Origin of the sequence: Tellurirhabdus rosea, from assembly GCF_026278345.1 — a bacterium.
Classification (GTDB): Bacteria; Bacteroidota; Bacteroidia; order Cytophagales; family Spirosomataceae; genus Tellurirhabdus; species Tellurirhabdus rosea.
The window spans coordinates 1,269,713-1,295,290 of sequence record NZ_CP111085.1; the positions used below are offsets into that span (position 1 = coordinate 1,269,713).

Sequence of the window (25,578 nt, forward strand, 5' to 3'; positions counted from 1 at the left end):
TGTCCTGCTTAATGGCAGGACAGGTTAACAGTTTGTGAGTTAACCTGTGCACTTTTAGTGGCACTGACTGGTACACTTATGATGGCACTTTACACAAACTCAATTACCTTTGTAGTCTGGCCGTTGATACGGCCGAAGGAGTCATTACTTATGTGCAGGCCGACTTTGCTGATAGCCGAACTTGAGCAGTGGAAAATCAAGGCCTGGATTCTGGTGTTTGGCAAATATAAGCCGCAAATTAAGGGGTTTCCTTATAACCAGCAGGCCGACTCGTTCACCTGTCCAGCCGGCAAGTCGCTGTCCTTCAAAACCTTTGATACCAATGCGGATGGTGGTCTGGTGAAAATATATCAAGCCGATTATCAGGACTGTAAACACTGCCCCCTCAAGCCCACCTGTGTTCCCAAGAGGCGGTCCGCCGCCGCGGCAGTGCCGCCAAATTACTCGAACCGCTTATGATGCGCACTACCGACGAGCCCTAGAGCGCCAGCAAAGTCGGTGGGGTCAGCGCATGAAACGCCTTCGCCAACGGACGGTAGAGCCGGTTTTAGGCAGCTTAGTAGAGTACTATGGAATGCGTAAAGTAAACGTACGAGGTAAAGCAGGGGCTCACAAAGTGATGCTGATGGCTGCTGTTGCCTTCAACCTGAAGAAGTACATGAGATTTACTAGCCACACTGCTGTCAGCCAGGCAATGGCCTTGAGAGTGGAATGGTCATTGACTAGCCAAGACACATTGCTGGGGGGCTCGTGGTTTTTCTACAATTAATGTGAGAATGGGCTGGTACAAAGCCAGCTATGAAAAAAGGAAATCGATTTGGCAAGCAGAGTTCTGCAACAGCCACGAGGGTTATGTGAGACGGCGCCCCTTACTGGACTTAGCTCTGGATGAGCCGGTCAACGAAAAGCAGGACTATTGTACCTACCACATTCCGACGTACTGGTGAAGTGACGGATTTTACCGTCCGCCGTTGCGGTACGATTCGACGAAGCGACCCGATAATAGAAACTCCTACCCCTAAAATAAGACGTACCCACTTGGAGGACTGCCTCTGGCTCCCTTAGTTTGTCCGCTCATCGTTTACCTCAGCGGTACGATGCCAATCCAGCATGGATCACGAAACAAACCGCCTTACCCGACTGGTCACCCTGCTGACCCTCTTACAAACCAAACGACTCCTGTCAGCCACCGAGTTAGCCCAGCGCTTTTCGGTCAGTACCCGCACCATTTACCGAGACATCCGAACCCTCGAACAGGCGGGGGTGCCCCTCGTGACTCAGGAGGGTAAAGGGTATACCCTCGTGGAAGGCTATCGGCTACCTCCTATTATGTTTACCCGCCAGGAAGCTATGGCCCTACTCACGGCCGAAAAGCTGGCAATTGGACTAACCGATACCGATACGGCCCAACTTACGGGCTCGGCCATGGACAAGGTGCGCGCGGCCCTACGACGCACCGACCGCGATCACCTGGAAACGTTCGCTCCCCACATTCAGGTCGTAGCACCGGGAGAATCCCACAGCCGCCAGAATGCCTACCAGCAGTTAGTCACCGCCATCACCGGGCAACGTGTCGTCCGGCTCAGCTACCGGGCAGCCGTTTCCACGGAGGTTACCACACGGGATGTGGAGCCCATCGGTTTATACCTAAGCCAGCACTGGCACCTGGTAGGCTTTTGCCGCATGCGGCAAGCGTTCCGTAATTTTCGCCTCGATCGCATCCAGGACTTGTCCATCCAGGCTGAAGCCTTTCCGGCCCGGTCGGAGACCCTGGCCCACTACTGGGCACAGGAGGCTGTCCGGCGGGGGCGTGAAAAAGTCGTTATTCACTTTCAGCCGGCAGCGGTGCTGGCCGAATCGGCTCAGCGGCTGCACGATACCAAACACCAGTATGGCTGGGCGTACGAGCATCTACTGCCGGACGGCCAGGTAGCGATGACTTTTTTTATCGGATCGATGCCTTACCTGGCGGCCTGGCTGCTCCCCTATGCAGGGGCCGTTACGGTGTTCGAGCCCGCCGAGTTGCAACAGGAGCTGGGCCGACTGGCCAGGCGGGCGTATGAATTTTTTGCACCCGTCACCAGGGTATGACATAAGGCTGTCAGTGGGGGCTACGACCTTTGTGTGGTTCAATGAGCAATCGCCTTATTGACCTAACCGCAAACAAAGAGGACAATGGAAAAACGAACAATCGATCCCTGGAAGTGGGGAGAGTACACCAATTCGGCGCAAGCCGTGGAGGTCAGGCAGGTGGAGGGGACGCTCTACTGCTCGGGGCAGGTAGCCATCGATGCCCTTGGGCAGCTCAGCCAGGGCGACATGAGAACCCAGTTTATACAGACTCTTCAGAATGTGGAACAACTCATCAGCGAGGCTGGCTACGAATGCAAAAATATTGTCCGCCTGAATGTATTTACCACCTCAACGGCCGAGTTTTTTACCACCTGTGTGGATCTCTACCAGGGCTTTACCGCCAGGCATGGCCTCAAACAGGCCACTACGCTGGTGGAGGTGAAAGGGCTCTACCAGACGGCAACCGTTGAACTCGAAGCGACCGTCGTTAAGTAATTCGCTGGCCAATAAGACGAAGGGCCGGATTCGTCCGGCCCTTCGTCTTATTGGCCCGTTCCTGGGATAAAATATGCTGAGCGAAGTAGACCAGCGTACGCGAAATTTTTCTGGTTCCTTACCCCTATGACATAAGGCTGTCATTGGATTTGCAAAAGTACGCTGGAGATTTTAAATCAATAAACTGATCCTTCATAGGTCACTTTTTTAGGACAATACAATATTATAGCCCTGACTCAAATGACCCTCCTTTTTTGAGACGGCGTATTTAAAAAGCCAGAGGTTTTGTAAGTCAGAAGAGACCACTTCTCCTAATCTATGTAGAAAGCAACCTTTGACTTTGTTAAGATATTTCAGTTTCCTGCTCCTGGGACCATTATTCTTTGGATGAGGAACGAGGAAGTGCCGAACCCAACCTGCCTACCAGAAGTCCAGGTCATCTTCGGTAAGATCTGCCACTGGATAGCCATGTTTCGCTACCAATTCGGCTTCGGAGAATGCCTGCCCCCGCGGATCGATAACTGCCCTCAGGAACTCGTCAATTTCGGCCGTATCGACCGCCTGGCTGACCGCCTTCGTCAGCAGGTAGGAATGATACAAGTAAAAGTTAGCTTCCAGCAGGCCGCTGTTAAATGACAGAAGTTGCCCGGCCAGTCGCTTGAAGCGCAGCGTACGAGTGAAAGTCAGTTGGAGATAATGCAACTCCATTGAAGATGAGCACTTATATAGAGCCGTTTCACCGGCGATACGTTCCTGCATCTGCCCTAGCAGGGCGCTATAGTGTTGCGGGTCTCGATTCAACAGAAAACATCCTTCCAGCAGGGCTTCCGCTTTTTGGGGCAGTTCCAGGTGGGCAAGTTCCGGCACAAACAGGTCGCTAAGGGCAACGAGTTGCTGTAGCCGCCTTATTTCGGGCGGGTACGGATTCCCCTCGTCTAGCCCCCATTGGTCGATCCGGGGGGTGCAGGCCTGCTGCAAAAGCAGTAACTCCAATAGGTCCAGGGCGGTAAGTGGGGGAAAGTCAACATCCATCGCAGAGCAAAGTAAAGCTAAGATAAGCATATCTCGGTCCCAATGTTCAGGCTCTTATCCGGAATCTTTTGACCTCAATCCCGTTCCCGTCCCGGCACCGCCTGCTTTGATAAGCGGGTAAGTCTTCAGCCGGATAGTGTATCATTAAAACGATCGTTTTTCTGGCACACCGGCCTCCTAAAAGTTGCTCTCGTCAAGCGCCCGGCCGGCAAGGCAGCTAGTCTCGGAACAAGTGTGTTATTTGCGACAGCCGTTCCGAAAGGCTACTAAGGATAATAAACTGAGCTATTAGTTACTTGCGGTTGTTGAGCCTTTCGACTACCTTTCTTTCAACAGTAATTCTGGCTAGCTTCCCTGCCCCATCAGCTTTCGCGCAAGCATTTTTGTGTGTGCAATTTGCCTACAACACCCCTTCCTGGCATAGGCTCTAAAAAACAAGATGCGTTCAGTCTGGCAGTTGAACCCATCCGTTTTCTGCAGCCCTACGCACATTGGGGCGTGCCTGGAATGTTGTGGCCCAATTCTGAGCGACATAACAAACGGCCGCCGCCAACCCGCCCCTTTGCCGGGCGATCTTATACCGTAGTGAGAACACCTAAACTTACCATACCATGAATGCCAAAAATCTATTTACATTCGTAGCCGTCATTGTTACGCTCTTCGGGCTGGGACTTATTTTTTTTCCTGCGTTTATGGCTGAGCAATACCTGACCAACCCTTCTATGCTCAATGCCGGGTTTAAGGTGGTAGCTCAAAGTTACGGTACGCACTTAATCGCATATGCCGTAGTGTGCTGGTATGTGCGCGATGCGGGTACCTCCTCCTTAGGAGGTAAAGTAATGCTGCTGTTGGTTTTGTTGTCCAATCTGGGCCTTATGGCCGTCCACACACTGGCCGTTTTGAACGGCGTTGAAAAAGCCACTGGGTGGGGGCAAGTTTTACTGTCGCTTGTGCTGGTGGTTTGGTCAGGCATTCTTTTTCGGCAAACCGACCGGATTGTGGCTTAAGTGGGTGAGCTTGAAGAGCCAAAGTCTAGATCGTTAGAGTAACAGCTCTATGCGTGGCGTGGTCCGTCACCGCGGTCAGGACCCATCCTTTCTTACTTGCCTGGACTCAACGGGGTGGCCCGAGCCATGGAAATTTGGGGGAAAAAGCCCCATTAGCAAGGGTTTGAGTGACCAGGCGAGTATTTATTAAAAAGATAACCACACACCATTAGCTCCGATGGACATTGGCTATTTTGAGAATCTTGTTCTCCTAAATGAAAAGTTAAATTCGATTAAATCGAAAGGGTATAGATTAATTTCGACGGCAAAAGGAGGAGCAGAGGGTATTATGATGACAACTTACACGTTTGAAATGAAATAGTTGAAACAAAATTAGCCCATAACACGGGTTTTGCCTCAGGCGCGGGTGAGGTGCGAACTTAGAGTTTCGTGCTTCGTGTCAGGCTCAGTGTAGATTGACCGTTTGGTGCTCCGAAACGGGCCCGAACGCCAAGCCGTGAAACGTGCCCGTTGTAATTCCTGTTCCCACCCCCACCAAACGGTCAAAACACCCCAACCTGCTCCATTTTGGTAGCCTTGTTGAGTAGGATTAGGTTTGTCTAAACTTCGCTTACTTAAGAAAAAACTACTCCTTACCGAAAAAGTCTGCAATGAATAGAAAACGCAAACCCCTGTGCCCGGTTGTGGCTTTTGTCGTTTTATCCGCATTACAAGTAGGGGGCTTTGCCGCCTTGGCACAAGGGCCGGGTCCAGGTCCGGGACAACGCCCACCGCTCCCGCCCATCCCGCTCAAAAGCGATACCACCCATACACTCACCAAACACTTCATACCCGCCTCTACCGCCCCGAAAACACCGGATGCCAAAGGGTTCATTCAACGGTGGCTGGTGCTGGAACCCGTCAAGAAAGACATTGTCCGCAATAACATCTTCACGGACAACTACCTCAGAACCGCGTTTTCTGCCGATAACTTTTCGACCGATTACACCGCCGTGCCCAAAGATGGTGAAACGGTAAAGGTGGGTAACCAGGAACTGAAATGGTATGCCCTGGACAGCAAGACCTTCAACGTCAATCTTTACCACTTTACCTACGCCCTCAACAAGCCCAGATATGGCATCCTGGTTTGGCTCGTCACGGTCATCGATAGTCCCGAAGAAATCCAGAACGTCAGGATGGCGGCCGGGTGCAATTCCGGCAGTATGTGGTGGCTCAATGGTCAGGAAGCCATGCTGCTTTCCGGCGACCGGGATATGATTGCCGACAATGTCACCTCCTCCCGCTTGACGCTCAAAAAGGGCAGGAACATCATCCGGGGGGCCGTCATCAACGGACCGGGTATGGCTAATTTCTGCGTCCGTTTCCTGGATGAAACAGGATCACCCGTCAAAAACCTGAGTATAAGCTACGAGTGAGCCAAGAGCGCGGGCCGCATTCGGCAACGATTTTAGCATACTCGCCCATTTACTCTTTCACTCAATCGCTTATTCTCTCTTTCGCTAACTCCATGAAACGAATAAACCTACCCTGCCTTATAACCCTATTCACCTTATTGATAACCCAAACCCTACGGGCACAAGTCGGACGGCCGTTTATCCATGACCCCTCTACCGTGGCTGAGTGCGAAGGCAAGTATTACACCTTCGGCACGGGTGGTGGCGGCCTGATTTCCCACGACGGCTGGACCTGGTACGGTGGCGGGGTTCGGCCCGGTGGCGGAGCTGCGCCGGATGTCCTCAAAATTGGGGATCGCTACCTCGTCGTATATGGCGCAACGGGTGGTTCGCCTACCCACAAAGGGGCGATTCTGACCATGTGGAACAAGACTCTCGACCCGAAGTCGCCCGATTTCAAGTATTCGGAGCCGGTGGTCGTGGCTACATCGGATGGCTACGAGGAGAACGACGCCATTGATCCCGGCCTGATGCTCGACCCTACCACCGGACGTCTTTGGCTTACCTACGGCACTTATTTCGGCTACACCCGCCTGATCGAACTAGACCCCAAAACCGGAAAACTCAAGGCTGGTAACAAGCCCGTGGATGTAGCTATTGTCTGCGAAGCGAGCACGCTCGTCTACCGCGACGGTTGGTATTACCTGCTGGCCACACACGGCAGTTGCTGCGATGGAGCCAACTCGACCTACAACGTCGTGGTGGGTCGGTCTAAAAAGATAACGGGTCCCTACCTCGACAATGTCGGCCGAAGCATGTTAGAAGGCGGTGGCAAAATGGTGGTGGCTACGCGGGGCGGGTTAATCGGTCCCGGCCATTTTGGGCATATTATGCTGGAAAAAGGCGTCGAAAAAATGTCGCTCCACTACGAAGCCGATCTGAAGCAGGGTGGCCGCAGCGTGTTGGGCATATTGCCGGTGGTCTGGAAAGATGGCTGGCCCGTGGCGGGCGAGAAGTTCAAGGAAGGTACGTATGAGATTGAATCCGTCCGCAGAGGCTACGCCCTGGAGTTGGCCGTTGATTTTACCCGGATGCCGGTTGTACGGGGTTTTGGTCAGCCCAACAACGAGCCCATAAAGCCCGTTCCGGCTCAGCAATTAGCCGATGTCCAGAAAACCTGGCCGACCGGGAATATCGCCTTACGTATCGGCGACTACATGTCTCGCCCCCACCAACAATGGACCATTACCGATGCGCCCGATACCACCGGGTATTTAGGTGGCCCTTATTATAAAATTGTCCTGGCCGGAACCAACCGGGCTTTGGCGGCCACGGCCAATGCCGAAGTCATCACCGTACCGGCTTTTACCGGCGCTCCCGAACAGTTGTGGCGCATCGACCAACTGACCGACGGCACCTACCGAATCATGCCCAAGGTAGTGCCCAATTCAGGCAAGAAGCTGGTGCTGGTATCGTCCGGCGACAGCACACCCACCCTGGCCGAGTTTGATTTCAACAGCGATAATTCCAAATGGAATTTTAGGGCTCATTAGGGGTATCATTTTAACCCAAATGCCTAATTCATTTATACCTGGACTTACTACATTTGACTGGAGACATTTTTCAGGAACATTCGGGAATGAAACTCCAGTACCCAGGTAGACAAGACCGCGCGGTGAACTGTAGCGCGGTTGGCCCCCTTCGAGTATATTGAGGGTTGGCGACCGCCGCTGCGGTACAACCGCCGACGAAAACATTCGATATTAGGGTATCGCACACCTAATCAACAAGAATCTTATTTCCACTCTGTCACGATGGCCGCCATTTCAGTAAAAATGTCCAACTAACAGGGGGCTAAGACATAGGTATGCTACCGAGCTTCTGGGCCCGCCCTGCCGATGAAAAAAGCAGGATTAACCAAGCAGATATGAAGAGGGAAAGTCGGTGGTTAATGATCATGTTGACTCGTTTAGGCTTGATCCGCTAATGGGTTTGCAGGATAAATCCAGATAAGCATTTATAGAGGTTTATCCTGCAAATCCCATGCGTTGGACGTTTATCCGGTGAAGCGTAACGAACTGATTAAGGAATCTTCCAGTTCAAAGTGGTACTGCATCACCGCCGGGCTTCCCGGAAACGTTCCCGTTACTTCTACGGTTAGTATGGCCGATGCACCCGTTTGCTGATAATCAATCGGTTTCGTCTGCATCTGATACGCTTCCGTCGCCTGCTGTATCCATTTCCCAATTTCGGCCCGGCCCGAATAGGAATGTCCTTCATCGGAAACGGTGGCGTTGGCCGTAAAATAATGCGTAAATGCGGTGCTGTCTCGCTCGTTCTGTGCTTTTACAAAGCCTTCGATATTGGAAGGTAATTTCATCATTGTGTCTTTTGGGTTTGATTAATGATGGTTGTTTAGTTGAACGGGTGGTTATTCATTTTTAAATCGTTGGAATTGTTCCTCCGTCAATAACGAATTCTGAACCGCTCAGATAGTTAGCTCGCGGCGAAGCAAGGAACCCGACAAGTTCCGCGACTTCTTCTGGCTCTGCCGGTCGACCGGCCGGTATGCCACCCAAAGCATCCATAACGCTTTGTCGTGCTTGCTCAACAGAACTATTTGAACTCTGGGCGATTCGTTCCAAAAATTTTATGGTATTCTCCGTATTGATCCATCCTGGGGAAACGGTCAGTACCCGCACACCTTTGGCAGTAACCTCTTTGGATAACCCCTTGCTGTAATTGATCAGTCCAGCCTTAGCGGCCGCATAGGGAAGTGTTGCGTCATATAAAGGATGCCGCCCCTGGATGGAGGCAATGTGGATAATCACGCCTGCACCGCGTTGGACCATGCTGGGTAAAAAACCGCGATCCAGCCGCACGGCAGCCAACAGATTGGTTTGAATCGTTGATTCCCAATCGTTGTCGGACAGCACGGCAAACCCACCCCCTGGCGTTTCTGAACTTCCCATATTATTGATCAGAATATCCAGATGGCCAAACTGGTGGAGTAGTTGGTCGACTACCTGCTGAGTACCTTCCGGTTTGCTCAGATCGGCCGCGATAAAATGGCGACGATCGATTTGCTCTTCCGGCTTGTTTCTAGCGGTAATGATCACGGTTGCTCCTGCTTTCAACAGGCGATCGGCGATGGCTTTGCCTGCTCCTTTGGTGCCTCCCGTTACCAGCGCGATCTTACCGGCCAGTTCGTTTTCAAAATTGAAGTCCATTCTGTAGCTCGTTTGTTTAAGACAAAATTCGGCAGTACGGTAGGAGCTGACAAGTACGGACTTACGATTCAGATAGGGATAAAATTATCCCTATTGAACCGGTCGATGCCTGTAGTTATATTTGCCGTATGTACGAACGAAAGACAATGCCTGAGCTGGCCTGCGGGCTCGACCTAATCGGTGAGGTGCTGTACGGCAAATGGAAGATTCGTCTTTTATGGTTCATTCACCAAGGCTTTCAACGCCCCAGTGAGTTGCAACGGAAAATTCCGGGTGCCTCCCGTCGGGTACTGAATGTGCAGTTGAAGGAACTGGAAAATCACGAGTTGGTGGCGAAGGTGATTTACCCGGTACTTCCGCCGAAAGTTGAATACTATCTAACCGACTTTGGCCAATCCCTCATTCCAGTTATTGGTGCGATTGGCCAGTGGGGTGACCAGCATGAGGAGCGACTTCGGACGCTTATTGTAAAGAACATGCAGCCTTAGCATTTACGCCATAAATACAAGGCCGAGAGGACGTGAGCTGTCCGCTAAATCCATCTCACTAATCGTCCGTTTGGTTTAGATTGAGCAAAGGCGGTCGAGGCTGCTAGCAGGCAGGTGAGTAAGAAGCCCAGCTTGAGGCGGGTTAGCATACCGGTTAGGCCTCTGGTGATCGGCCTAGCTCGGAGTGAAGGTAGCGTTGGCCAGAAAAAGGGCTTGTCAGGCTCAACCGATCGTGGGAGGGATTGGTCTCATACAGGTTGTAGACAAGGAGTTTGTAAGCCAAACAAGATGGGTATGAATGTCCGTGTCAATCTACTCAAAATCAATCGAATCTTACAACACTACATCCTACGGAAGGATACTTTTGGCTGCAAAGCTAACGTTTACCGAAAGCAGTAAAATTTTTAAATAGAGCCAAATGAGGATCACCTTGCCTAGTAGATCATAGAACTTAAATGATCGCCTGACGGGTGGAATAAATTTCATACTGGCACAATGCCAAAATCGGCCGGGATAATTCATCTTACAAAACGTCTGTGGCTGCGGTCCGCCGCTGCGGTTGCACAACCAGAAGGGAATCAAAAAATTTATATTTCCGCCTTTAATAAATGGCATTTTAACCATTATGAAATACAAAGCCCAACTGGACTTTATTCCAAGAAAGACCATAAGTGAATTTTGCAACAGCTACCAGCAATTATTGAGAATGAAGTTTTGAGAATATCAGCCTGACTTTTAGCTAGTTGACAACGATATTCGGTAGCATACGGTCCAGTAAACTGGCGACAAACCGCTTTGATTTGCCGCCAGATCTACTCAGCCTCACTTATATCGCTTTTATCGGATACTCTTTCATAATTTTCTGTACACCGCGCGTTATCTCACGCTCGATGCGAGTGGGATTGTCGATGGCACCCTCAATCAAGCCTCGCCATACGAGTTGTTTGCTTTTGGCATCCACGAAATCAACCACCAGCGTTCCTTCAGTATACTGCCGCTGCTGAAAACCCGTGTTCCACTGGTAGGGCCAGTTGCCGTAGCCATACGGAAAGTAGCGCCATCCTGCCCGGAAACCAAACGGATAATACAGCGGGGCTGGTGGATTGACAACGGTCTGGGTCCGTTTTTCCGTGTACGTATGAAACCCAACCAGCAGATCGGGCTGCTCAGGATTCATGGTTAGCCCCCGTTTCTGTAATTCAGTGCTTAATGTCGCTTCAATATTGCTGGTAATCAACGGACTGTTGTATACCGGATTGCGGCCAACTTCGATATCCGGCGTGCACCAGGCGTAGGTTTTGTACTGGCTGAAGTTTACAGATTTGTCGTAATCGGTGCTCACCTGAGCTTGTGCGCGCTGGCCAACGGCTCCTGCCAGGAGCACGATAACCAGAATTAGTAGCTTTTTCATGGCTTTAATCTGTTTAATTGCACAACAACTGGGGCCGAAACCCTACGCCATGAAGGTAGACCAGCCCGATGAAAACCGTTTGAAAGCCGGATGAGAAAGTGTTAAGAAGAACCGGGCCGTTTCTTTCCGGTAACCGCGTGCCAGGCATCCCGCAGCAATTCAGGGTACAAAACGGTGCCGAAGCTGTAATAGATGCCATCGTAGTGATTCTTGATCTTGGTCTGAAAAATACTTTCCCGATACCCAAGCTGCGCGCTCAGTCCTACCCAGCGACTGGCCTTCCACTGGCCGTAGAAACCCAGTTGGAGAGGCATAAAAAAGTCGCGGCGGGTGCCGTCCCGCACGACCTCCGTTCGTGGATCAACCGGAATGGCCGAGGCAACGCCCGCACCAATTTCCAGCGGCACGCTGAGCATCCACTGCCGGTTATTGGTCAGGTTCCACCAGTACATGAGGCTGCCGTAGGCCATGTCCGTTTTGGTGTAATACTCCAGATTGAGGTGTCTGGCGGCGTCTCTGCGCCAATTGATGAAACGCAGGTAAGAGTTGTAACTTAACCAGTAATAACCCAGCGTAATCTGGTGCCGCTTTTCGCCATACGTGATACCGGCATTGCCCCCCCAGACGTTAACCGGACGACGGGCGACGAATGAATTACGGAAATCGGTATTCAGACTCAGTTCAAGCGGGCGATGCCCCAGCGAATCCCGGCGGGGCAGGTCAAACGCCGGTCCGAAGGTCTGCGCAGCGCACGCCCCCGTCGCCAGCCAGCCAGCGCCGACCAGCCCTGCTGCCCGGAAAGCCATCTGGCGTAACCACAAAAAGACAACAGGCAGACTCATGACGGGAAGCCAGTTAAACAACGGTTGATTCAGCCCGAAGCGGCGGCCGGAGCGTATCGCCCGGCAGGTACCGGCTGACGCGCTGGATAGCAACGGCCGCCTGCATGAGGTCCAGATCGTCGCCGTAAACCAGGTATTTGGTTTGCCACTCGTCAGCGAATTTCTCCTTGAAGAAACGTAACCCTTTGAAATGGGTGAATACAGTTGTCCGGTCATATACGAGTTTCAGGGCCTGTTCGGGAAAGGCACCGGGCTCGGTGAGGCCCGACAACGGAGCAAGGCCAAGATTCATTCGCCGCTTTCCCTGCTTCTGCAGGTACGTGATCAAACCGACCATCAGGGCATCCATCACGCCGCTCGGGGCGTCATCCGTCTTCCGAATGAGGTCATAAGTTCCTTCTTCGGGCGCAAAGTTGGGAATAATGTTGGCAAAAGCGACAACTTTTCCTTCCTCGTCTTCAACGGTCACGACCGGCTGGTGTTTGATTTCGCCTGCATTGAAAACGCCCTGGGCAAAGGCCGTCTCCCGCAATTCCTCGGTCCTCAGCCACTCGTCGGATACCGCCCTGAGCTGTTGTGCGAGCCTCCCCGACAGCGGCGGTTCGTAGGTATGCGTCTGATAGCCTGCCGATTGCACGCGCTTCAGGGCGTTGCGAAGCGACTTCCGGTCGCGGCCCTCCAGCGTAAACTTATCCAGATGAACAATTCCCTCCTGACCAATCTGCAACGGTTTGCGTCCGATGGCTTCAAAAAAAGGGAGATCCTGTTCGTCAACCCGGTAATAAAGCACCTGCCGCCCCCGCATCCGGCAGTCTGTTTCGAAAATTTTCAGCGCCTCCGGGAACCGGTCGTACCGGGCCAGGACCGGACCCTCCAGCACTACCGCGAGCCGTACCGAACGACGATAGGCAAAGAAGCCAGTGCGGTCGGGCAACAGAAACAATTCCTTGTCGTCGTAAAGCTTGAAATAGTCAAGCGCCGAGTGGCCGTGCTGTTCGGTCAGCTGCCGGGCGGTCCCATACGTCTCCTCATCGGGTGGAACGCGCAGGGCCGATGGCCGCAGCCGGACCAGCCGTTTGACCGGCGGACTCGCCAGCCGGTACTGCGCCCCGGTATACCATAAGACTAGCAGAACGAACGCGGCAAAGAGCGCTTCTTCGTAGTCGATGGCCTTGGTCAGGTGAGCCACCATCGATAAGCCCACCAGCACGACAGTACTCACCCAGGCGGACCGGTAGCCCCGCAGTAGTCCAACCGACAAGATGACCAGCAGACCGCCCGCCGCAATAACCAGCCCGTTCGACAGTTGGAGCAGATCAATCGGCAGAAACTCTTTAAGCAGTCGGACACGATAAGTCAACGCCGGCGTCAGGGCGGAAAGCAAATTCAGGAGACCCAGCAGGAGGGTCAGGAAAGCAGGAGCTACCCGCAGGAGCAGATTCGTCCGCTGCCAGAAAAAGCTGCCCAGCCCCAGCAGTAAAGGAAGCCAGAATTCGAAGATCCGGTAAAACAGGGTGGCGGCAACGGCCGCTGTTTCCGGTACTTGCCCCACCCGCGTCAGTACCAGCGTCAGACTGAGTTCCACGGCACCCAGCCCACGCAAAGCGGGCGAGAAAGCCAGTAACAGGGTGGCCGTCACATAACCAACAAACGCGGTGGAGAGCGACAGACTACTGCCGTGCATCGCCAGTACCGCCAGCCATACATGCGCTACCCCGCAGAGCTCAACCCCAACCGAAGCCAGCACCGCCCGTGCGATGGCCCGCCGGTCGAGCGGCTGGGTTCGCAGGTCTTCCAGTTGGGCAGCCGCCCGCGGGAATTTTCTGACCAGCCTGGTATACGCCCACCCCTTCCGACGAAACGAGCACACGTAACCTGCGCCCGCGGCCAGCAGCAGAACAAAAGCGCCAACTGGCCCCAGGAGCGCATAGCCGCTCAGCAACGTACCCATTCCGAACAAAAGCGCCGGAACCGTAATCAACAGCAGCGAGCTGTAACCCGCCAGAAAGTAAACGAGGGAGCCCAGGTACAGACGCCGGTCGTCCAGGCCATGTCGTCGCAGCGAACGGTTAAAAAACGCCATGGATGAAACCCCGCCTGCCGGCAGAAAAACACTGATAAAATTACGCCGCAGCCACAGCCGCACCGCTTCGCCCAGCGGCACCCGCGCGCCCGTGGCCGCAAAGCCGTCTACATACATCCGGGCACTGAACAATACGTACAATCCCGTTACGAGTGCGGCCAGTAACGTTGGTATCAGCGGAGCTTCACCAAACGCTACCAGCGCCTGTTTCAAGACGGGACCTTCTGAACGGATAAAGAACAGACCCAGAGCCAACATCAGGACTGCCAGTGCTGAGCTTAACCACGGGCGGGATATTTTTCTCATAACACTCTACGGATTCGGGAATGGGGGCCGATTGACACTCACCGGTGCTTTCTTAACCTACCTATTTAAGGGGCTCAGAAAAAGTCGGAAATGAACAGGCCTTAAAAAGTTGCCATCAGCAGTTCCCCGGCAGTGGACAATGAAAACGAGGCCCGCCAGAGAAGCATGTAGCACCTTTTTGGGGCAAAACAGCAGGATACAACGAACGTACTTCTTCATGACCGGAGCAGGATGGTATGGACGGCAAGGTGGAACCGACACCTAAGAAGGAGTTGAAAACGACATTAAAAATGCAACCCACCGAATTAACCAGGTCCTTAGTCTTTTCTCATTTGGTTCTCACGCAGCTTTCATCCGGCAGCCTGACTTTTGGGCCAATGGGACGACAAGCCCTTTTTATCCAACCATTTACATCATCTCACTATCATGAAAAAGATCATTTTGCCCCTGCTCTCCGGCGCTTTGCTGCTGGCCTTCATCACGCCGACCCAGGCCCAGCTGGTTGAAGAAACTGTAGCGCTTAAAGTCGTAAAGAAAGGCGAGGAACCGAAGTCGGTCATTGAATCGATTAAACGCGATTTTCCGGATTCAAAGATCGATCAGCTTGCTGTCCTCCCCCGGACGCTCGCCAACCGCAAATGGGCCATCACCCGCGAAAATGGCAACCTGGACGGCACGCAGCCCGATTTTTACGAAGTAAGTGCCAAAGGGCGTAACGAACAGTTTCAGGCCGTTTATAACCGGAGTGGTCAATTGATTTCGTTTACTGAACGGATAAAAAACACGCAATTGCCCACCCCCGTCCGGCAGATGCTGGCCGATAAATACCCCGACTGGACCATCGCCGCTGATCACGAACTCATTAAATACCGCAACGGACAACGTAACGCCGCCTACCGGGTCCGCCTCGAAAAAGGAAAAGCCCGCAAACACGCCACGATTAAAGAAGAGTCCGGCGAAATCGCGATTCTTCAGGTCTTTTAAAACAAGTTGCCCCAAAAAAGCGGCCCGTGTCTCCACGGGCCGCTTTTTTGGTTAAAGTCCAACCCGGAACTTTGTCGTTTTCCGGGTCGGACTCTCTGCTGGCAGACCGCTTCCTACGCCTCCACCAGTTCTTCTTCCTGCGGATGCTGCTGATACCGGCGGTGGTAAAAGCTGTAAAATACGATCGGAAAAATGAACAACGTCAGCAGGGTGGCGGTGATGAGTCCGCCGATGACGACTATGGCGAGTGGTTTGGACGTTTCGGAGCCAATTCCCGTCGAGACCGCCGCCGGAATGAGCCCGATGGCCGCCATCATGGCCGTCATGACGACGGGCCGCACCCGCGACTGCACACCCAGCCGGATGGCCTCCCGGAGCGGAAGGTGGTGCCTCAGGTTTTTCTTGAAGACCGAGATCAGGATGACTCCGTTCTGGATACAGATGCCGAACAGGGCGATAAAACCAATACCGGCCGAAATGCTGAAATTAACGTGCGTAACGAGCAGCGCGGCAATTCCGCCGATGATGGCAAACGGTACATTGACCAGCACCAGCCCGGCATCCCGTACGTCGCCGAAAAGCATGAACAGGATGAAGAAGATACCCAGCAGACTCAGCGGCACCACCTGAATCAGCCGTTCGGTCGCCCGGCGCTGGTTCTCGAAATCTCCGGCCCATTGGAATTTGTAGCCGGCCGGTAACTTGACGTGGCTGGCTACTTTGGCCTGCCCTTCCGCCACGGCGCTGCCCATGTCGCGGCCCCGGACGGAGAACTTAACGGCGCCGTAGCGCTGCCCTCCCTCCCGGTAAATCAGGATCGGGCCGGTCTGGGTGTATACGCGGGCAATCTCCTTGATGGGAACCTGGCCCCCGTTGCGGGTCGGCACCATCAGGTCCCGGATGCGGGCTTCGTTCGAACGGAACGCCTGGTCGTAGCGGATGCGGAGGTCAAATTTGCGTTCCCCTTCGTAGATCTGCGTCGCGGCTTTTCCCCCGATGGCCATTTCGACCACCGACTCGGCATCGGCCTTATCGACACCGTAGCGAGCCAGCCGCTGATCGTCGAGTTCGATGCGCAGCTCGGGCTGGCCGATGTTTCGAATCACGCCCAGGTCTTCAATGCCTTTCACCGACGCCAGCTGCTTCTGTACCTCGCGGGCTTTCTGTTCCAGAATGCTGAGGTCACGGCCGTAAATCTTGACCGCAATCGAGCCTTTCACGCCCGACACGGCTTCTTCCACATTGTCCATGATGGGCTGCGAAAATCCAAAGTTGATACCCGGAAACACGGCCAGCCGCTGCTGCATTTTTCCAATAAGTTCTTCTTTGGTTATTCCCGACTTCCATTCGTTTTTCGGGTAAATATCAATCAGGAATTCAACGTTGTAAAAGCCCGTTGGATCGGTGCCGTCGTTGGGGCGGCCGGTCTGGGAGATAACGCCTTTCACTTCCGGAAAATCTTCAAAGATGGTCCGCATCTGCTGGGTCAGCCGCACCGATTCGGGCAGAGCAATGCTCATGGGCAGAGTGGCGCGGACATAGATCGAGCCTTCGTCCAGCTCGGGCAAAAATTCCGACCCCAGCAGCGTAAAACCCGAGAAACCCACGACCACCAGCCCCGTGGTGACGAGCAGGCTCAGCTTTTTGTGGCTGAATGTGAAGCGAAAGGCCGACATGGCCCGGTTAGTCAGGAACTCCACGAACGGGTTGTGCTTTTCGCGGACGTTCTTCTTCAGCAGCAGGCTCGACAGCATCGGCACCAGTGTCAGGGTGAAGATCAGCGCCCCCAGCAGCGCAAAACCAAGCGTCCAGGCCAGCGGACTAAACATCTTGCCTTCCACTTTCTGGAAGGAAAAGATAGGAATCAGACAGACGATGATGATCAGTTTGGAGAAGAAAATGGCCTTGCCCATTTCGACGCCCGTCTTACGGATCACGCCCAGTTTGGCGATGCGGTTGAACTTCGTCATGCCGACCCGGTGCGCCATCTCGTCGAGCGTCACAAAGATTCCTTCGACCATGACCACGGCCCCGTCCACGATGATACCGAAGTCGATAGCCCCCATTGACAGCAGATTCGCCGACATGCCCCGCAGCCGCAGGCAGATAAATGCAAACAGCAACGCCAGCGGGATGACAATGGAAACGGTGAGGGTCGTACGCCAGTCGGCCATGAACAGAAACACGATGACGGTCACAAACACCAGCCCTTCGATGAGGTTGTGTGTCACCGTGTGCGTGGCGAAGTGGATGAGTGTTTCCCGGTTATAGAACGTATCGATTTTGACGTCGGCGGGCAGGATGCTCGTATTCAATTCCTCGATTTTTGCCTTTACCCGTTCAATTACCTCGCTGGGGTTTTCTCCTTTGCGCATCACCACGATGCCTTCAAGCACATCATTCTGCTTGTCGCGGCCAGCCGACCCGAGCCGGGGCAGCGCCGATTCCGAAACCCGCGCCAGGTTCCGTACCAGAATAGGTGTGCCGTTTGCATTTTTTACGGTAATGTTCTCAATATCCTGCTGGTTTTTCAGCAGCCCGATACCGCGTACCACGTACGCTTCCGCACTTTTCTGAATGACGTCGCCTCCGACGTTCATGTTGGCGCTGGCGACGGCCTGATAGAGCTGCTGGGCCGTGATGCCGTAGTCGAGCAGGCGGCGAGGGTCCACCGAGATTTCGTACGTCTTTACTTCTCCCCCGAAGCTGACCACATCGGCCACCCCCGGCACGCTCTTCAGTTGCCGCTCGATGGTCCAGTCCTGAATGGTTTTCAGCTCGCGGGCCGTCCGGACCGCCGACCTGAGGGTGTAGCGAAAAATTTCGCCGGTCGGGCCGTATGGCGGCTGCACATCCGGACGGATTCCTTCAGGCAGTTCGACGTTGCCGAGCAGGTTGTTGACCTGCTGCCGGGCAAAGGCGTCGTCTACGTTGTCCTCGAACAGAATCTTCACCACCGACAGGCCAAACAGCGACGTTGAGCGGACGTCCGTTTTCTTCTGCACCGAGTTCATGCCGATCTCGATGGGGATTGTCACGAACTTTTCCACCTCTTCGGCCGACCGGCCGGGCCATTGCGTAATGATCGTAATCTGGGTGTTGGTAACGTCCGGAAACGCCTCGATCGGCGTATTCTGGTAGCTGACGAAACCAGCCGTTACTGCCAGGAGTGTCAGGAAAAAGACCACAAACCGGTTCTTCAGCGAGAACGTCAGGATGCTTTTTATGAAAGAGTTCATAGTGAAAGAAGGAAAGAGGATGCGAACAAAGGGAGCAAAGGCGCAACCGGGGCCCTCAGTCCTTCAATCCATTGTAAACCAGCAGTTGGTTCTGGGACACAATGGTTTCGCCCGGGCGAAGGCCACTGCGGATGTAGGTTTTGTCGCCCACCGAGCGCTCGATGGTCACTTCCCGAACCTGAAGTTGTTTGTTCGGCCCGACCACCACCAGGTAATTCCGGCTGTTGTCGAAGACCAGGGCGTTGCTCGGAACGGCAACGCTCTGCTCCCGGCCTGGATAGCTGACCGTTACGTTGGCAAACATATCCGGCTTGAGCTGGTAACCCGGGTTTGAAAGCGTAATGCGGACCTTTTCGGTTTTGCTGTCGGGGTCCAGTACGTTGAAAATCTTGTCGATCCGCCCGGTGATGGGTTTGTCCGGATAAGCCAGCGTCGTGATCGTCACCGGGTCGCCGAGGTGTACGTTGGCCAGGTCCGATTCGTAGACGTCTGCCATGACCCAGATCTGGTCGAGGTTCGAGATTGTAAAGAGGTTGTCGGGGTCATCCGGGCGCAGTTCCATGCCCGGTGCCGCTTTTTTCTCTACGATAAAGCCGTCCATCGGTGCTTTCACCACGTACTGCGAGCCGTTGCCGCCGCCGAGAATCCGTTTGCGTTCGGCCACCCGGTTTACTTCCCCTTTGGCCGCCTGTAACTGCTGTTGGGCCGAAGTCAGGTCGCGCTGCGAAGCCAGTCCCGAGGAGGCCATATCCTGGGTGACCTGAAGATTTTTTTGCGCCACTGCCAGCTGGCTCCGGGCCGAAACGGCCTGCTGGTCGAGGTCGGCAATGTCGCCCGACTGAATGACGGCCAGAACCTGCCCTTTCCGGACATAATCGCCCAGCTCGGCTTTTACGGTTTCGATATGCCCGCCCACGAGCGGAAACACCTTGACCATTTTGTCCTGATTGAAGGTTACCGTACCGGTTAGCTGAATCTGCTGCTGCACCGGCTCGAGCCGGGCGCTGGCAACCGACAGTTGCTTCCACTGGGCGGGCGCCAATACGGAGGCGTCTGTGGCGGCATCGGGTTTCTGCTGTTCCTCCGACGAGCAGGCGGTCAGGATACCGACCGTTCCGGCGATCAGAACCAGTTGGTGAAAAATCGTTTTCATGATTACTATCTGACTAAAGTGAATACGGGTTGCCTGTTGAACCGAGGCGGATGAGCGCGTAGCGGGGAAGAGTTCCCGCTTCAATTAAAGTACCTGCTGCCCTACGGCGAGGTTCAGCTCCTCGAAGCGTTGCAGACGGTTGTTCTGCAGCTGGTTATATTGGATCTGGTTCGATTTGTATGCGTCGAAAAAGTCGAGAAATTCCACAACGTCGATGTTTTGCTTGCGGTAGTTCTCGATAACGCCCTGAATGAGTCGGCCAAAATCGTCGTTGAAGCGGCGGTCGAACGTCCGGTACAGTTGATCGGCCTGCCGGGCTTTGGTCAGGGCGTTCCAGACATCGGCCTCAACCTGAAGCTGGTAGGCGCTCAGGGCCTGACGGCTGCTCTGGTTGCGGACCTCCGCCGCCCGGATATTGCCCTGGTTCCGATTCAGCAGAGGCAGCGAAATCCCGATGCCGACGCCCACGTAATTTGGAATATAGCCGGCATTGCGGTCGTAGGTGCCCTGGAGTGAGAGGTCCGGTACAGCCAGCGCTTTTTGCAGGGCCAGGTTCTGCCGTTCGAAGGTCGTCTGCTCGCGGACGGCCCGCAGGTCGGGACGGTTGACCTCCGCCCGCGCCAGAAGCGTGTCGGCCCGCAGGCTGGCCGGGTTCTGTGCCGTGAGAGCAGCGGCCTCCACGACCGCGCTTATGCTGACGTTCGGCGGAGTATTGAGCAAAACGGCCAGCGTAGCGCCATCGTCGGCGATGCGGGCCAGTTGCTGCTGCTGTTCGGTCGACAGGTTGAAGAGATAGGCTTTCAGGCGAGCCAGGTCTTTGAGCGGGACGTTGCCTTTGTTGTATTGTTGCTGGTAAAGGTCTACGGTCCGTTGCAGCGTGGCCAGTTCCTGCTCATAAACGCCCAGTGCCTGTTGGGTGAAATACAGATCGTAGAAGGTACTGCGCAACTGGAAAGTCAGCGTCCGGACGAGGTCTTCGAAGCGATCAGCCGCCATGCGGGTCTGTGTGGCGGACAGTGCCAGTTGTTTGTTCCGTTTTCCGGCCAGCAGAATCAGTTGCTGTACCTGAATCACCTGTTCGGAGTTGCTCTGCTTCACCGGCATAAACTCACGGGTGTGGGCATTGTAAGGCATCTGCTCCACGTACACCGTCGGGTTTGGCAACAGCCGGGCCTGCATTTCGTAGGCTCGATTTTCATCGATTCCCAGCCGGGTAGCCAGCAGGTTCAGATTTTGGCGGATGAACTGCTGCTCGGCCTGCGGCAGCGTTAAACGCAGGGTGTCAGTCCCGGTTTGGGCGCGGCTTACGGCAGCAATCAGCAGCAGGCAGCAGATGAGCACGGTGCGATTCATGGAACGATGAATTTGATTCATGTCCCAAAACTGGCTCAGCCGGTTAAGAACCATTTGAGGAAGACATTAAAACGGTATTAAAGCCAATAAAAATATCTTTTAATGGAAACTTAATCCGATTCTCATCATATTATAAGCCCCGGAGTTCTAATTGACCCCAAGTTATTCACACCTGATTCGGCTATGCGATTGCTGTTGGTAGAAGACGACCCCAAACTCGCCACGTTCATCCTGAAAGGACTGAAGGCGGAAGCTCATGAAGCCGAAGTGGCCTTCGATGGCCAAACCGGCTGGGCCATTTTCCAGAAACAACCGTATGATCTGGTCATTCTGGACGTAAACCTGCCTTATATGAATGGTTTTGAACTGTGTCGCCGCATCCGACAGGAAAGCAACGAAGTTCCGATTCTGATGCTGACGGCTCTGGACGCGATCAGTGACAAAACGGAAGGCTTTGGTTGCGGAGCCGACGACTATCTGTGCAAACCGTTTGAGTTCAAAGAACTGCTCCTGCGCATTCAGGCGCTGACCCGCCGCCATCATCCCAAAGCCCAGCGGCTCCTGCAGGTAGCGGACCTGACGCTGGACCCCGATGCCCGGCAGGTTACCCGCTCGGGCAAACGCATCGACCTTACCATCCGTGAATACGCCCTGCTCGAACACCTCATGCGCAACCGGGGTCGCATCGTTTCCCGAATTGACATCTCCGAGCACGTCTGGGACGTGAATTTTGACACCAACACCAATGTCATCGATGTGTATGTCGGTTATCTTCGGAAAAAAATCGACCGTGACTTTTCCCCAAAGCTGATCCACACTGTCGTCGGTATGGGATATGTCCTGCGGGAAGACTGACTTATGCTCATTCGTAATAAACTGACGCTGCTTTTTACCGGGCTGGTACTGGCCATTCAACTAACCCTGTCTGGCTTTGTCTACGCTTTTTATTCGGTTTATCGCTGGGAGGAGTTTTACGGACAGCTTCAGGCCAAGGCGCGGGTCTTCGGCAGGGTGCTGATTGGCCGTCAGGACGTAACCCATCTCCTGAGCGCCCGGATTCCGGCGGGCGACCTAATCACCCTCACCGACGAGCAGATCAGTATCTACGACCGGCAGCGCCAGCTGCTATACGACAATCACAATGCCGAACTGGACGCCACAGAAGAGAAACTTTTGCCGCGACTGCTCAAAAAACCCGGTAAGCCCCTTCGGTTTGCAATCGGTAAACTGGAAGGGATCGGCATTGTCGTTATGCATAGCCGCCAGCCTTACGCCATCTTTGTGGCCGGTATCGACGAACTCGGACGTGCCAAGCGGTACAACCTGCTCATGCTCCTGTTGATCGGGAATCTCGGCGGGCTGGTGCTGACCCTGCTGGCAGGGTGGTATTTCGCCGGGCGGCTGCTGCGCCCCCTGGCCGAAATGGCCGAGTCGGTCCGGCATATTTCGGACGCCCGCCTGCATACCCGCCTGCACGAAGGAAACCGCAGCGACGAGATTGCCCGGCTGGCAATGACGTTCAACGACATGCTTAGGCAGCTGGAGCAGTCTTTTACCAGCCAGCGCAGCTTCGTGGCCCACGCCTCCCACGAACTCCGGACTCCCCTTACCAATGTACTGGGCATTCTCGACACCTCCCTCTCCTACGACCGAGAGCCGGAAGAACTGCGGCGAAGCATGCAGAGCTCGATTGAAGAAATCCGTAAGATTATCCGCCTCACCAACAGCCTGCTCAATCTGACCAAGATCAGCAGTGAGCCCATTGTGCTGCAACCCATCCGGCTCGACGAATGCCTGATGTCGGCCGTGGCTCAGATTCAGCAGAAATATCCTGACCGGACGATCGCCATGACACTCGCAGACACCGAGGAGTTCCCCGTCGTTATCGGCAACGAAGCCCTGCTGACGACGGCCCTGGCCAACGTGATTGAAAATGCCTGCAAGTATTCCGAAGAGGCGGTGGATGTCCGGATGCAGGCGGCGGCCACCGATTCCAACCGGTTCGAGGTGCAGGTTTCGGACCGGGGGCGCGGAATTCCGGTCGAAGACCTGCCTCATATTTTCGAACCATTGGCCCGGGGCCGCAATGTCGGGCAGACGGCCGGCTTCGGGCTCGGCCTGGCCATTACCTTTCAGCTTATTACACTTCACCACGGCCAAATCAGTTACCGCCGCCCCAGCGACGGAATCGGGACGGTAGCAATCATCTCCCTGCCCGCCGAAGCCGACACACCCGCCTCAGTCGACTGATACTTTCTAATGTAATTCTCATACTATTCTCATCTGCCAGGGCGATTTTTGATATAAGAAAACACCCATCTGGGTAAAGCTATGCTTATTCGATCCCGGAAAGTGCAGAACGAGGATGAGCGCCCCCCACTTTCAAGAAACACAAGCGAGGTGGTTACCTACGGCTTGCTGTTAATCCTGATAGGTTCCCTTCTGCTGAATATTTACCAATTAACGGAGCACAACCGCCAGCCAATGCTTCGTCCGGTGCGCCCGGACGAAGCTAATTTGCAGGAAACACGTCTACGGGTCAGTCTTGAACGCTGCTGCAGACGTTGCGCTCGCCAGGACAGCCTCATCCATTCGCTGGAACAAACCCTAACAACTCTCGAAGCCAGACCCTCTTATGAAAAAAGTTCGTCTTTTGCTGGTCATTGACACCTTGTTGTCCACCAACGAGTTAGTAACCATTGGCTCTAAATTATGCCTGAGTCCGTCCCTGGAGGTGGGCGTGTTACTCCTGGTCGACCCCGGCGACATTTCACCCACTTCGGCGTATTACGACGACGTGATGGACCAGCTTCAGCGGCAGGGCTACCGCTACCTTAACCGGGCCGCGCAGTTGATGCAGACCCCGGCCAACGCCGCTTTTCTCCGCATCAGCCGCCATGCCGATCGCATGGTTGCTGCCGTAGCCCGCACGTTTGAAGCACATTATATCCTGTTAAACGCCACCCCCGGCTGGCCGCGCGACCTCATCAGCCCCGACGAGTTTACCAGCCAGGTCAGGCTTCTGACAAACATTCCGATCCTCCTGCTCGACGAATTTCAGCCGGTCGACATGCAGTACCAGTGCAGTCCCAATTAATCCGGTTCGTAAACCGGCGTCTGCTTTACTCTACTCCCGGTCGCCCCATGGGTTGCGTTCCCGAAATGTTCATTTCTGAGCCTTAATAGCTATTTCCTACAGAAAAAGCCGGGAAGTTCCCGGCTTTTTAACATTCCTCTCATTTCGTTCTTATGCCCGGGGGACACTTTTGCGAACATAAAGCACTGTCATGGCTGCACTTCTGTACGTTCGTTTAGCCTGTTGATAGCCTGCTTTTTCGCATTTACCAAACTCATCCCGGTTTTTTATGAAGAGGACTCTCGCGCTCCTGAGTTTACTGGCCGTCCTGCACCTGACGGGCTGTAAGACGCAAAAGGAAGAAAAGGCAGAACACACCCGATTTCTGGTAACTACCCCCCTGGAAAAAGATACCGCCATCATCAAAGAGTATGTGTGTCAGATCCGGTCGGTTCAGCATATCGAATTACGGGCCCAGGAAAAGGGGTATCTGCAGAAAATCTACGTGGACGAAGGCCAGCATGTCCAGAAGGGGCAACTGATGTTCCAGATTATGCCGATGATGTACCAGGCGGAAAAGCAAAAAGCGGAGGCCGAAGCCAACTTCGTCGGAATTGAGTACCAAAACACCAAAAAGCTGGCCGACAGCAACGTGGTGTCCCGCAACGAACTGGCCCTGGCTGGGGCTAAACTGGACAAGGCCAAGGCGGAATTGGCCCTGGCGCAGACCCATCTTCAATTTACCCAAATCCGGGCTCCCTTCTCAGGAATCATGGACCACTTTCAGGTGCGGCTGGGCAGTCTGGTCGATGAAGGCGATTTGCTGACCACGCTTTCGGATAACAGCAAAATGTGGGTATACTACAACGTCCCGGAGGCAGAATACCTGGATTATCACCTTACAGGCTCCAAAAAGTTGGCAAAAGTCCTCCTGCTGATGGCTAACAACCGGCTGTTTGAACACCCCGGTTTGGTCGAAACCATCGAAGCCGACTTTAACAATGAAACTGGGAATATTGCTTTCCGGGCCACCTTCCCCAATCCTGATGGACTTTTGCGGCATGGCGAGACGGGCAGCGTCCAGATGACCGTACCGCTTAAAAACGCCCTCATAATTCCGCAGAAAGCCACCTTCGAAGTGCTGGAAAAAAAGTACGTCTACGTAGTGGATAAAAACAACAAGATTCAGTCACGGGAAATTAAGATCGCTGCCGAAATGCCCCACATTTTCGTGGTACAATCGGGACTCAATAAAACGGACCGGATACTGCTGGAAGGTTTGCGGCAAGTCAAAGAAAACGAAACGATTCAGTTCAGCCTCCAGAAACCCGAGTCGGTTATAGCGCACCTGAGCCTATATGCCGAGTAGTACACCTGTCCATCGGCCGGCCTGTGCCGTGCCAATCCATCAC

The 25,578-nt window shown here is 54.1% G+C and carries 22 protein-coding genes; 13 read left to right on the top strand and 9 right to left on the bottom strand.

Annotated features, from left to right (window positions below):
* Positions 1-78: 78 nt before the first annotated feature.
* The 4 genes from ORG26_RS05310 (at position 79) to ORG26_RS05325 (ending at position 2,568) form a co-directional block, all read left to right on the top strand.
* Positions 79-459, top strand: a complete 381-nt coding sequence (locus ORG26_RS05310; protein ID WP_266367490.1) for a transposase — start codon at positions 79-81, stop codon at positions 457-459.
* Positions 398-769 carry a transposase gene (locus ORG26_RS05315; protein WP_266367491.1) on the top strand — a complete coding sequence of 124 codons (372 nt, stop codon included), beginning with the start codon at positions 398-400 and terminating at the stop codon, positions 767-769. The genes ORG26_RS05310 and ORG26_RS05315 overlap by 62 nt, the downstream gene beginning before the upstream one ends.
* 341 nt (positions 770-1,110) lie before the next feature.
* Positions 1,111-2,091 carry a helix-turn-helix transcriptional regulator gene (locus ORG26_RS05320; protein ID WP_266367492.1) on the top strand — a complete coding sequence of 327 codons (981 nt, stop codon included), beginning with the start codon at positions 1,111-1,113 and terminating at the stop codon, positions 2,089-2,091.
* 84 nt (positions 2,092-2,175) lie between these two features.
* Complete coding sequence (locus ORG26_RS05325) at positions 2,176-2,568, top strand: RidA family protein (protein WP_266367493.1); 393 nt, start codon at positions 2,176-2,178, stop codon at positions 2,566-2,568.
* Positions 2,569-2,988: 420 nt separating this feature from the next.
* Here the strand turns inward: ORG26_RS05325 and ORG26_RS05330 are convergent, their stop codons facing one another.
* Positions 2,989-3,630 (bottom strand): hypothetical protein, encoded by a 642-nt coding sequence (locus tag ORG26_RS05330; RefSeq protein ID WP_266367494.1) that lies wholly within the window; start codon positions 3,628-3,630, stop codon positions 2,989-2,991.
* Positions 3,631-4,211: 581 nt separating this feature from the next.
* On the opposite strand from ORG26_RS05330, the gene ORG26_RS05335 reads away from it, so the two are divergent.
* The 3 genes from ORG26_RS05335 (at position 4,212) to ORG26_RS05345 (ending at position 7,554) form a co-directional block, all read left to right on the top strand.
* Positions 4,212-4,607, top strand: coding sequence for a hypothetical protein (locus ORG26_RS05335; protein WP_266367495.1), 396 nt, complete (start codon positions 4,212-4,214; stop codon positions 4,605-4,607).
* Between the two features lie 650 nt (positions 4,608-5,257).
* Positions 5,258-6,022 (top strand): acetylxylan esterase, encoded by a 765-nt coding sequence (locus ORG26_RS05340; protein WP_266367496.1) that lies wholly within the window; start codon positions 5,258-5,260, stop codon positions 6,020-6,022.
* A gap of 92 nt (positions 6,023-6,114) precedes the next feature.
* Positions 6,115-7,554: a family 43 glycosylhydrolase gene (locus tag ORG26_RS05345; protein WP_323680747.1), complete on the top strand. Its 1,440-nt coding sequence runs from the start codon at positions 6,115-6,117 to the stop codon at positions 7,552-7,554.
* Positions 7,555-8,057: 503 nt separating this feature from the next.
* Here the strand turns inward: ORG26_RS05345 and ORG26_RS05350 are convergent.
* Both ORG26_RS05350 and ORG26_RS05355 read right to left on the bottom strand, forming a co-directional pair.
* Complete coding sequence (locus tag ORG26_RS05350) at positions 8,058-8,384, bottom strand: nuclear transport factor 2 family protein (RefSeq protein ID WP_323134364.1); 327 nt, start codon at positions 8,382-8,384, stop codon at positions 8,058-8,060.
* A 58-nt stretch (positions 8,385-8,442) separates the two neighbouring features.
* On the bottom strand, positions 8,443-9,231 hold the full coding sequence (locus tag ORG26_RS05355; RefSeq protein ID WP_266367498.1) for an SDR family oxidoreductase: 789 nt from the start codon (positions 9,229-9,231) through the stop codon (positions 8,443-8,445).
* Positions 9,232-9,359: 128 nt separating this feature from the next.
* Between ORG26_RS05355 and ORG26_RS05360 the strand changes: the two genes are divergently transcribed.
* Positions 9,360-9,719 carry a winged helix-turn-helix transcriptional regulator gene (locus ORG26_RS05360; protein WP_266367499.1) on the top strand — a complete coding sequence of 120 codons (360 nt, stop codon included), beginning with the start codon at positions 9,360-9,362 and terminating at the stop codon, positions 9,717-9,719.
* Positions 9,720-10,545: 826 nt separating this feature from the next.
* Here the strand turns inward: ORG26_RS05360 and ORG26_RS05365 are convergent.
* The 3 genes from ORG26_RS05365 to ORG26_RS05375 all read right to left on the bottom strand — a co-directional run bounded on the left by ORG26_RS05365 (position 10,546) and on the right by ORG26_RS05375 (position 14,361).
* Entirely contained in the window at positions 10,546-11,130 is a 585-nt protein-coding gene (locus ORG26_RS05365) for a DUF4136 domain-containing protein (RefSeq protein WP_266367500.1), read from the bottom strand.
* 101 nt (positions 11,131-11,231) lie between these two features.
* Positions 11,232-11,972 (bottom strand): hypothetical protein, encoded by a 741-nt coding sequence (locus ORG26_RS05370; RefSeq protein ID WP_266367501.1) that lies wholly within the window; start codon positions 11,970-11,972, stop codon positions 11,232-11,234.
* Between the two features lie 13 nt (positions 11,973-11,985).
* Positions 11,986-14,361, bottom strand: a complete 2,376-nt coding sequence (locus tag ORG26_RS05375; protein ID WP_266367502.1) for a phosphatidylglycerol lysyltransferase domain-containing protein — start codon at positions 14,359-14,361, stop codon at positions 11,986-11,988.
* Between the two features lie 426 nt (positions 14,362-14,787).
* Here ORG26_RS05375 and ORG26_RS05380 point away from each other — a divergent pair, with 426 nt between their 5' ends.
* On the top strand, positions 14,788-15,345 hold the full coding sequence (locus ORG26_RS05380; RefSeq protein WP_266367503.1) for a hypothetical protein: 558 nt from the start codon (positions 14,788-14,790) through the stop codon (positions 15,343-15,345).
* Positions 15,346-15,458: 113 nt separating this feature from the next.
* Here ORG26_RS05380 and ORG26_RS05385 read toward each other — a convergent pair whose 3' ends face one another.
* From ORG26_RS05385 to ORG26_RS05395, 3 genes are all read right to left on the bottom strand, one after another.
* Positions 15,459-18,584 (bottom strand): efflux RND transporter permease subunit, encoded by a 3,126-nt coding sequence (locus ORG26_RS05385; protein WP_266367504.1) that lies wholly within the window; start codon positions 18,582-18,584, stop codon positions 15,459-15,461.
* A gap of 55 nt (positions 18,585-18,639) precedes the next feature.
* Entirely contained in the window at positions 18,640-19,737 is a 1,098-nt protein-coding gene (locus tag ORG26_RS05390; protein WP_266367505.1) for an efflux RND transporter periplasmic adaptor subunit, read from the bottom strand.
* A gap of 84 nt (positions 19,738-19,821) precedes the next feature.
* A complete protein-coding gene (locus ORG26_RS05395; protein WP_266367506.1) occupies positions 19,822-21,090 on the bottom strand; it encodes a TolC family protein in 1,269 nt (422 codons plus the stop codon).
* A 183-nt stretch (positions 21,091-21,273) separates the two neighbouring features.
* Here ORG26_RS05395 and ORG26_RS05400 point away from each other — a divergent pair, with 183 nt between their 5' ends.
* From ORG26_RS05400 to ORG26_RS05415, 4 genes are all read left to right on the top strand, one after another.
* Positions 21,274-21,945, top strand: a complete 672-nt coding sequence (locus ORG26_RS05400; protein WP_266367507.1) for a response regulator — start codon at positions 21,274-21,276, stop codon at positions 21,943-21,945.
* 3 nt (positions 21,946-21,948) lie between these two features.
* Positions 21,949-23,340, top strand: coding sequence for a sensor histidine kinase (locus tag ORG26_RS05405; RefSeq protein ID WP_266367508.1), 1,392 nt, complete (start codon positions 21,949-21,951; stop codon positions 23,338-23,340).
* Between the two features lie 385 nt (positions 23,341-23,725).
* Entirely contained in the window at positions 23,726-24,187 is a 462-nt protein-coding gene (locus tag ORG26_RS05410; protein ID WP_266367509.1) for a hypothetical protein, read from the top strand.
* A gap of 268 nt (positions 24,188-24,455) precedes the next feature.
* The gene (locus tag ORG26_RS05415) at positions 24,456-25,535 is read left to right on the top strand and encodes an efflux RND transporter periplasmic adaptor subunit (protein ID WP_266367510.1); all 1,080 of its coding nucleotides are present in this window, start codon (positions 24,456-24,458) and stop codon (positions 25,533-25,535) included.
* Positions 25,536-25,578 lie beyond the last annotated feature (43 nt).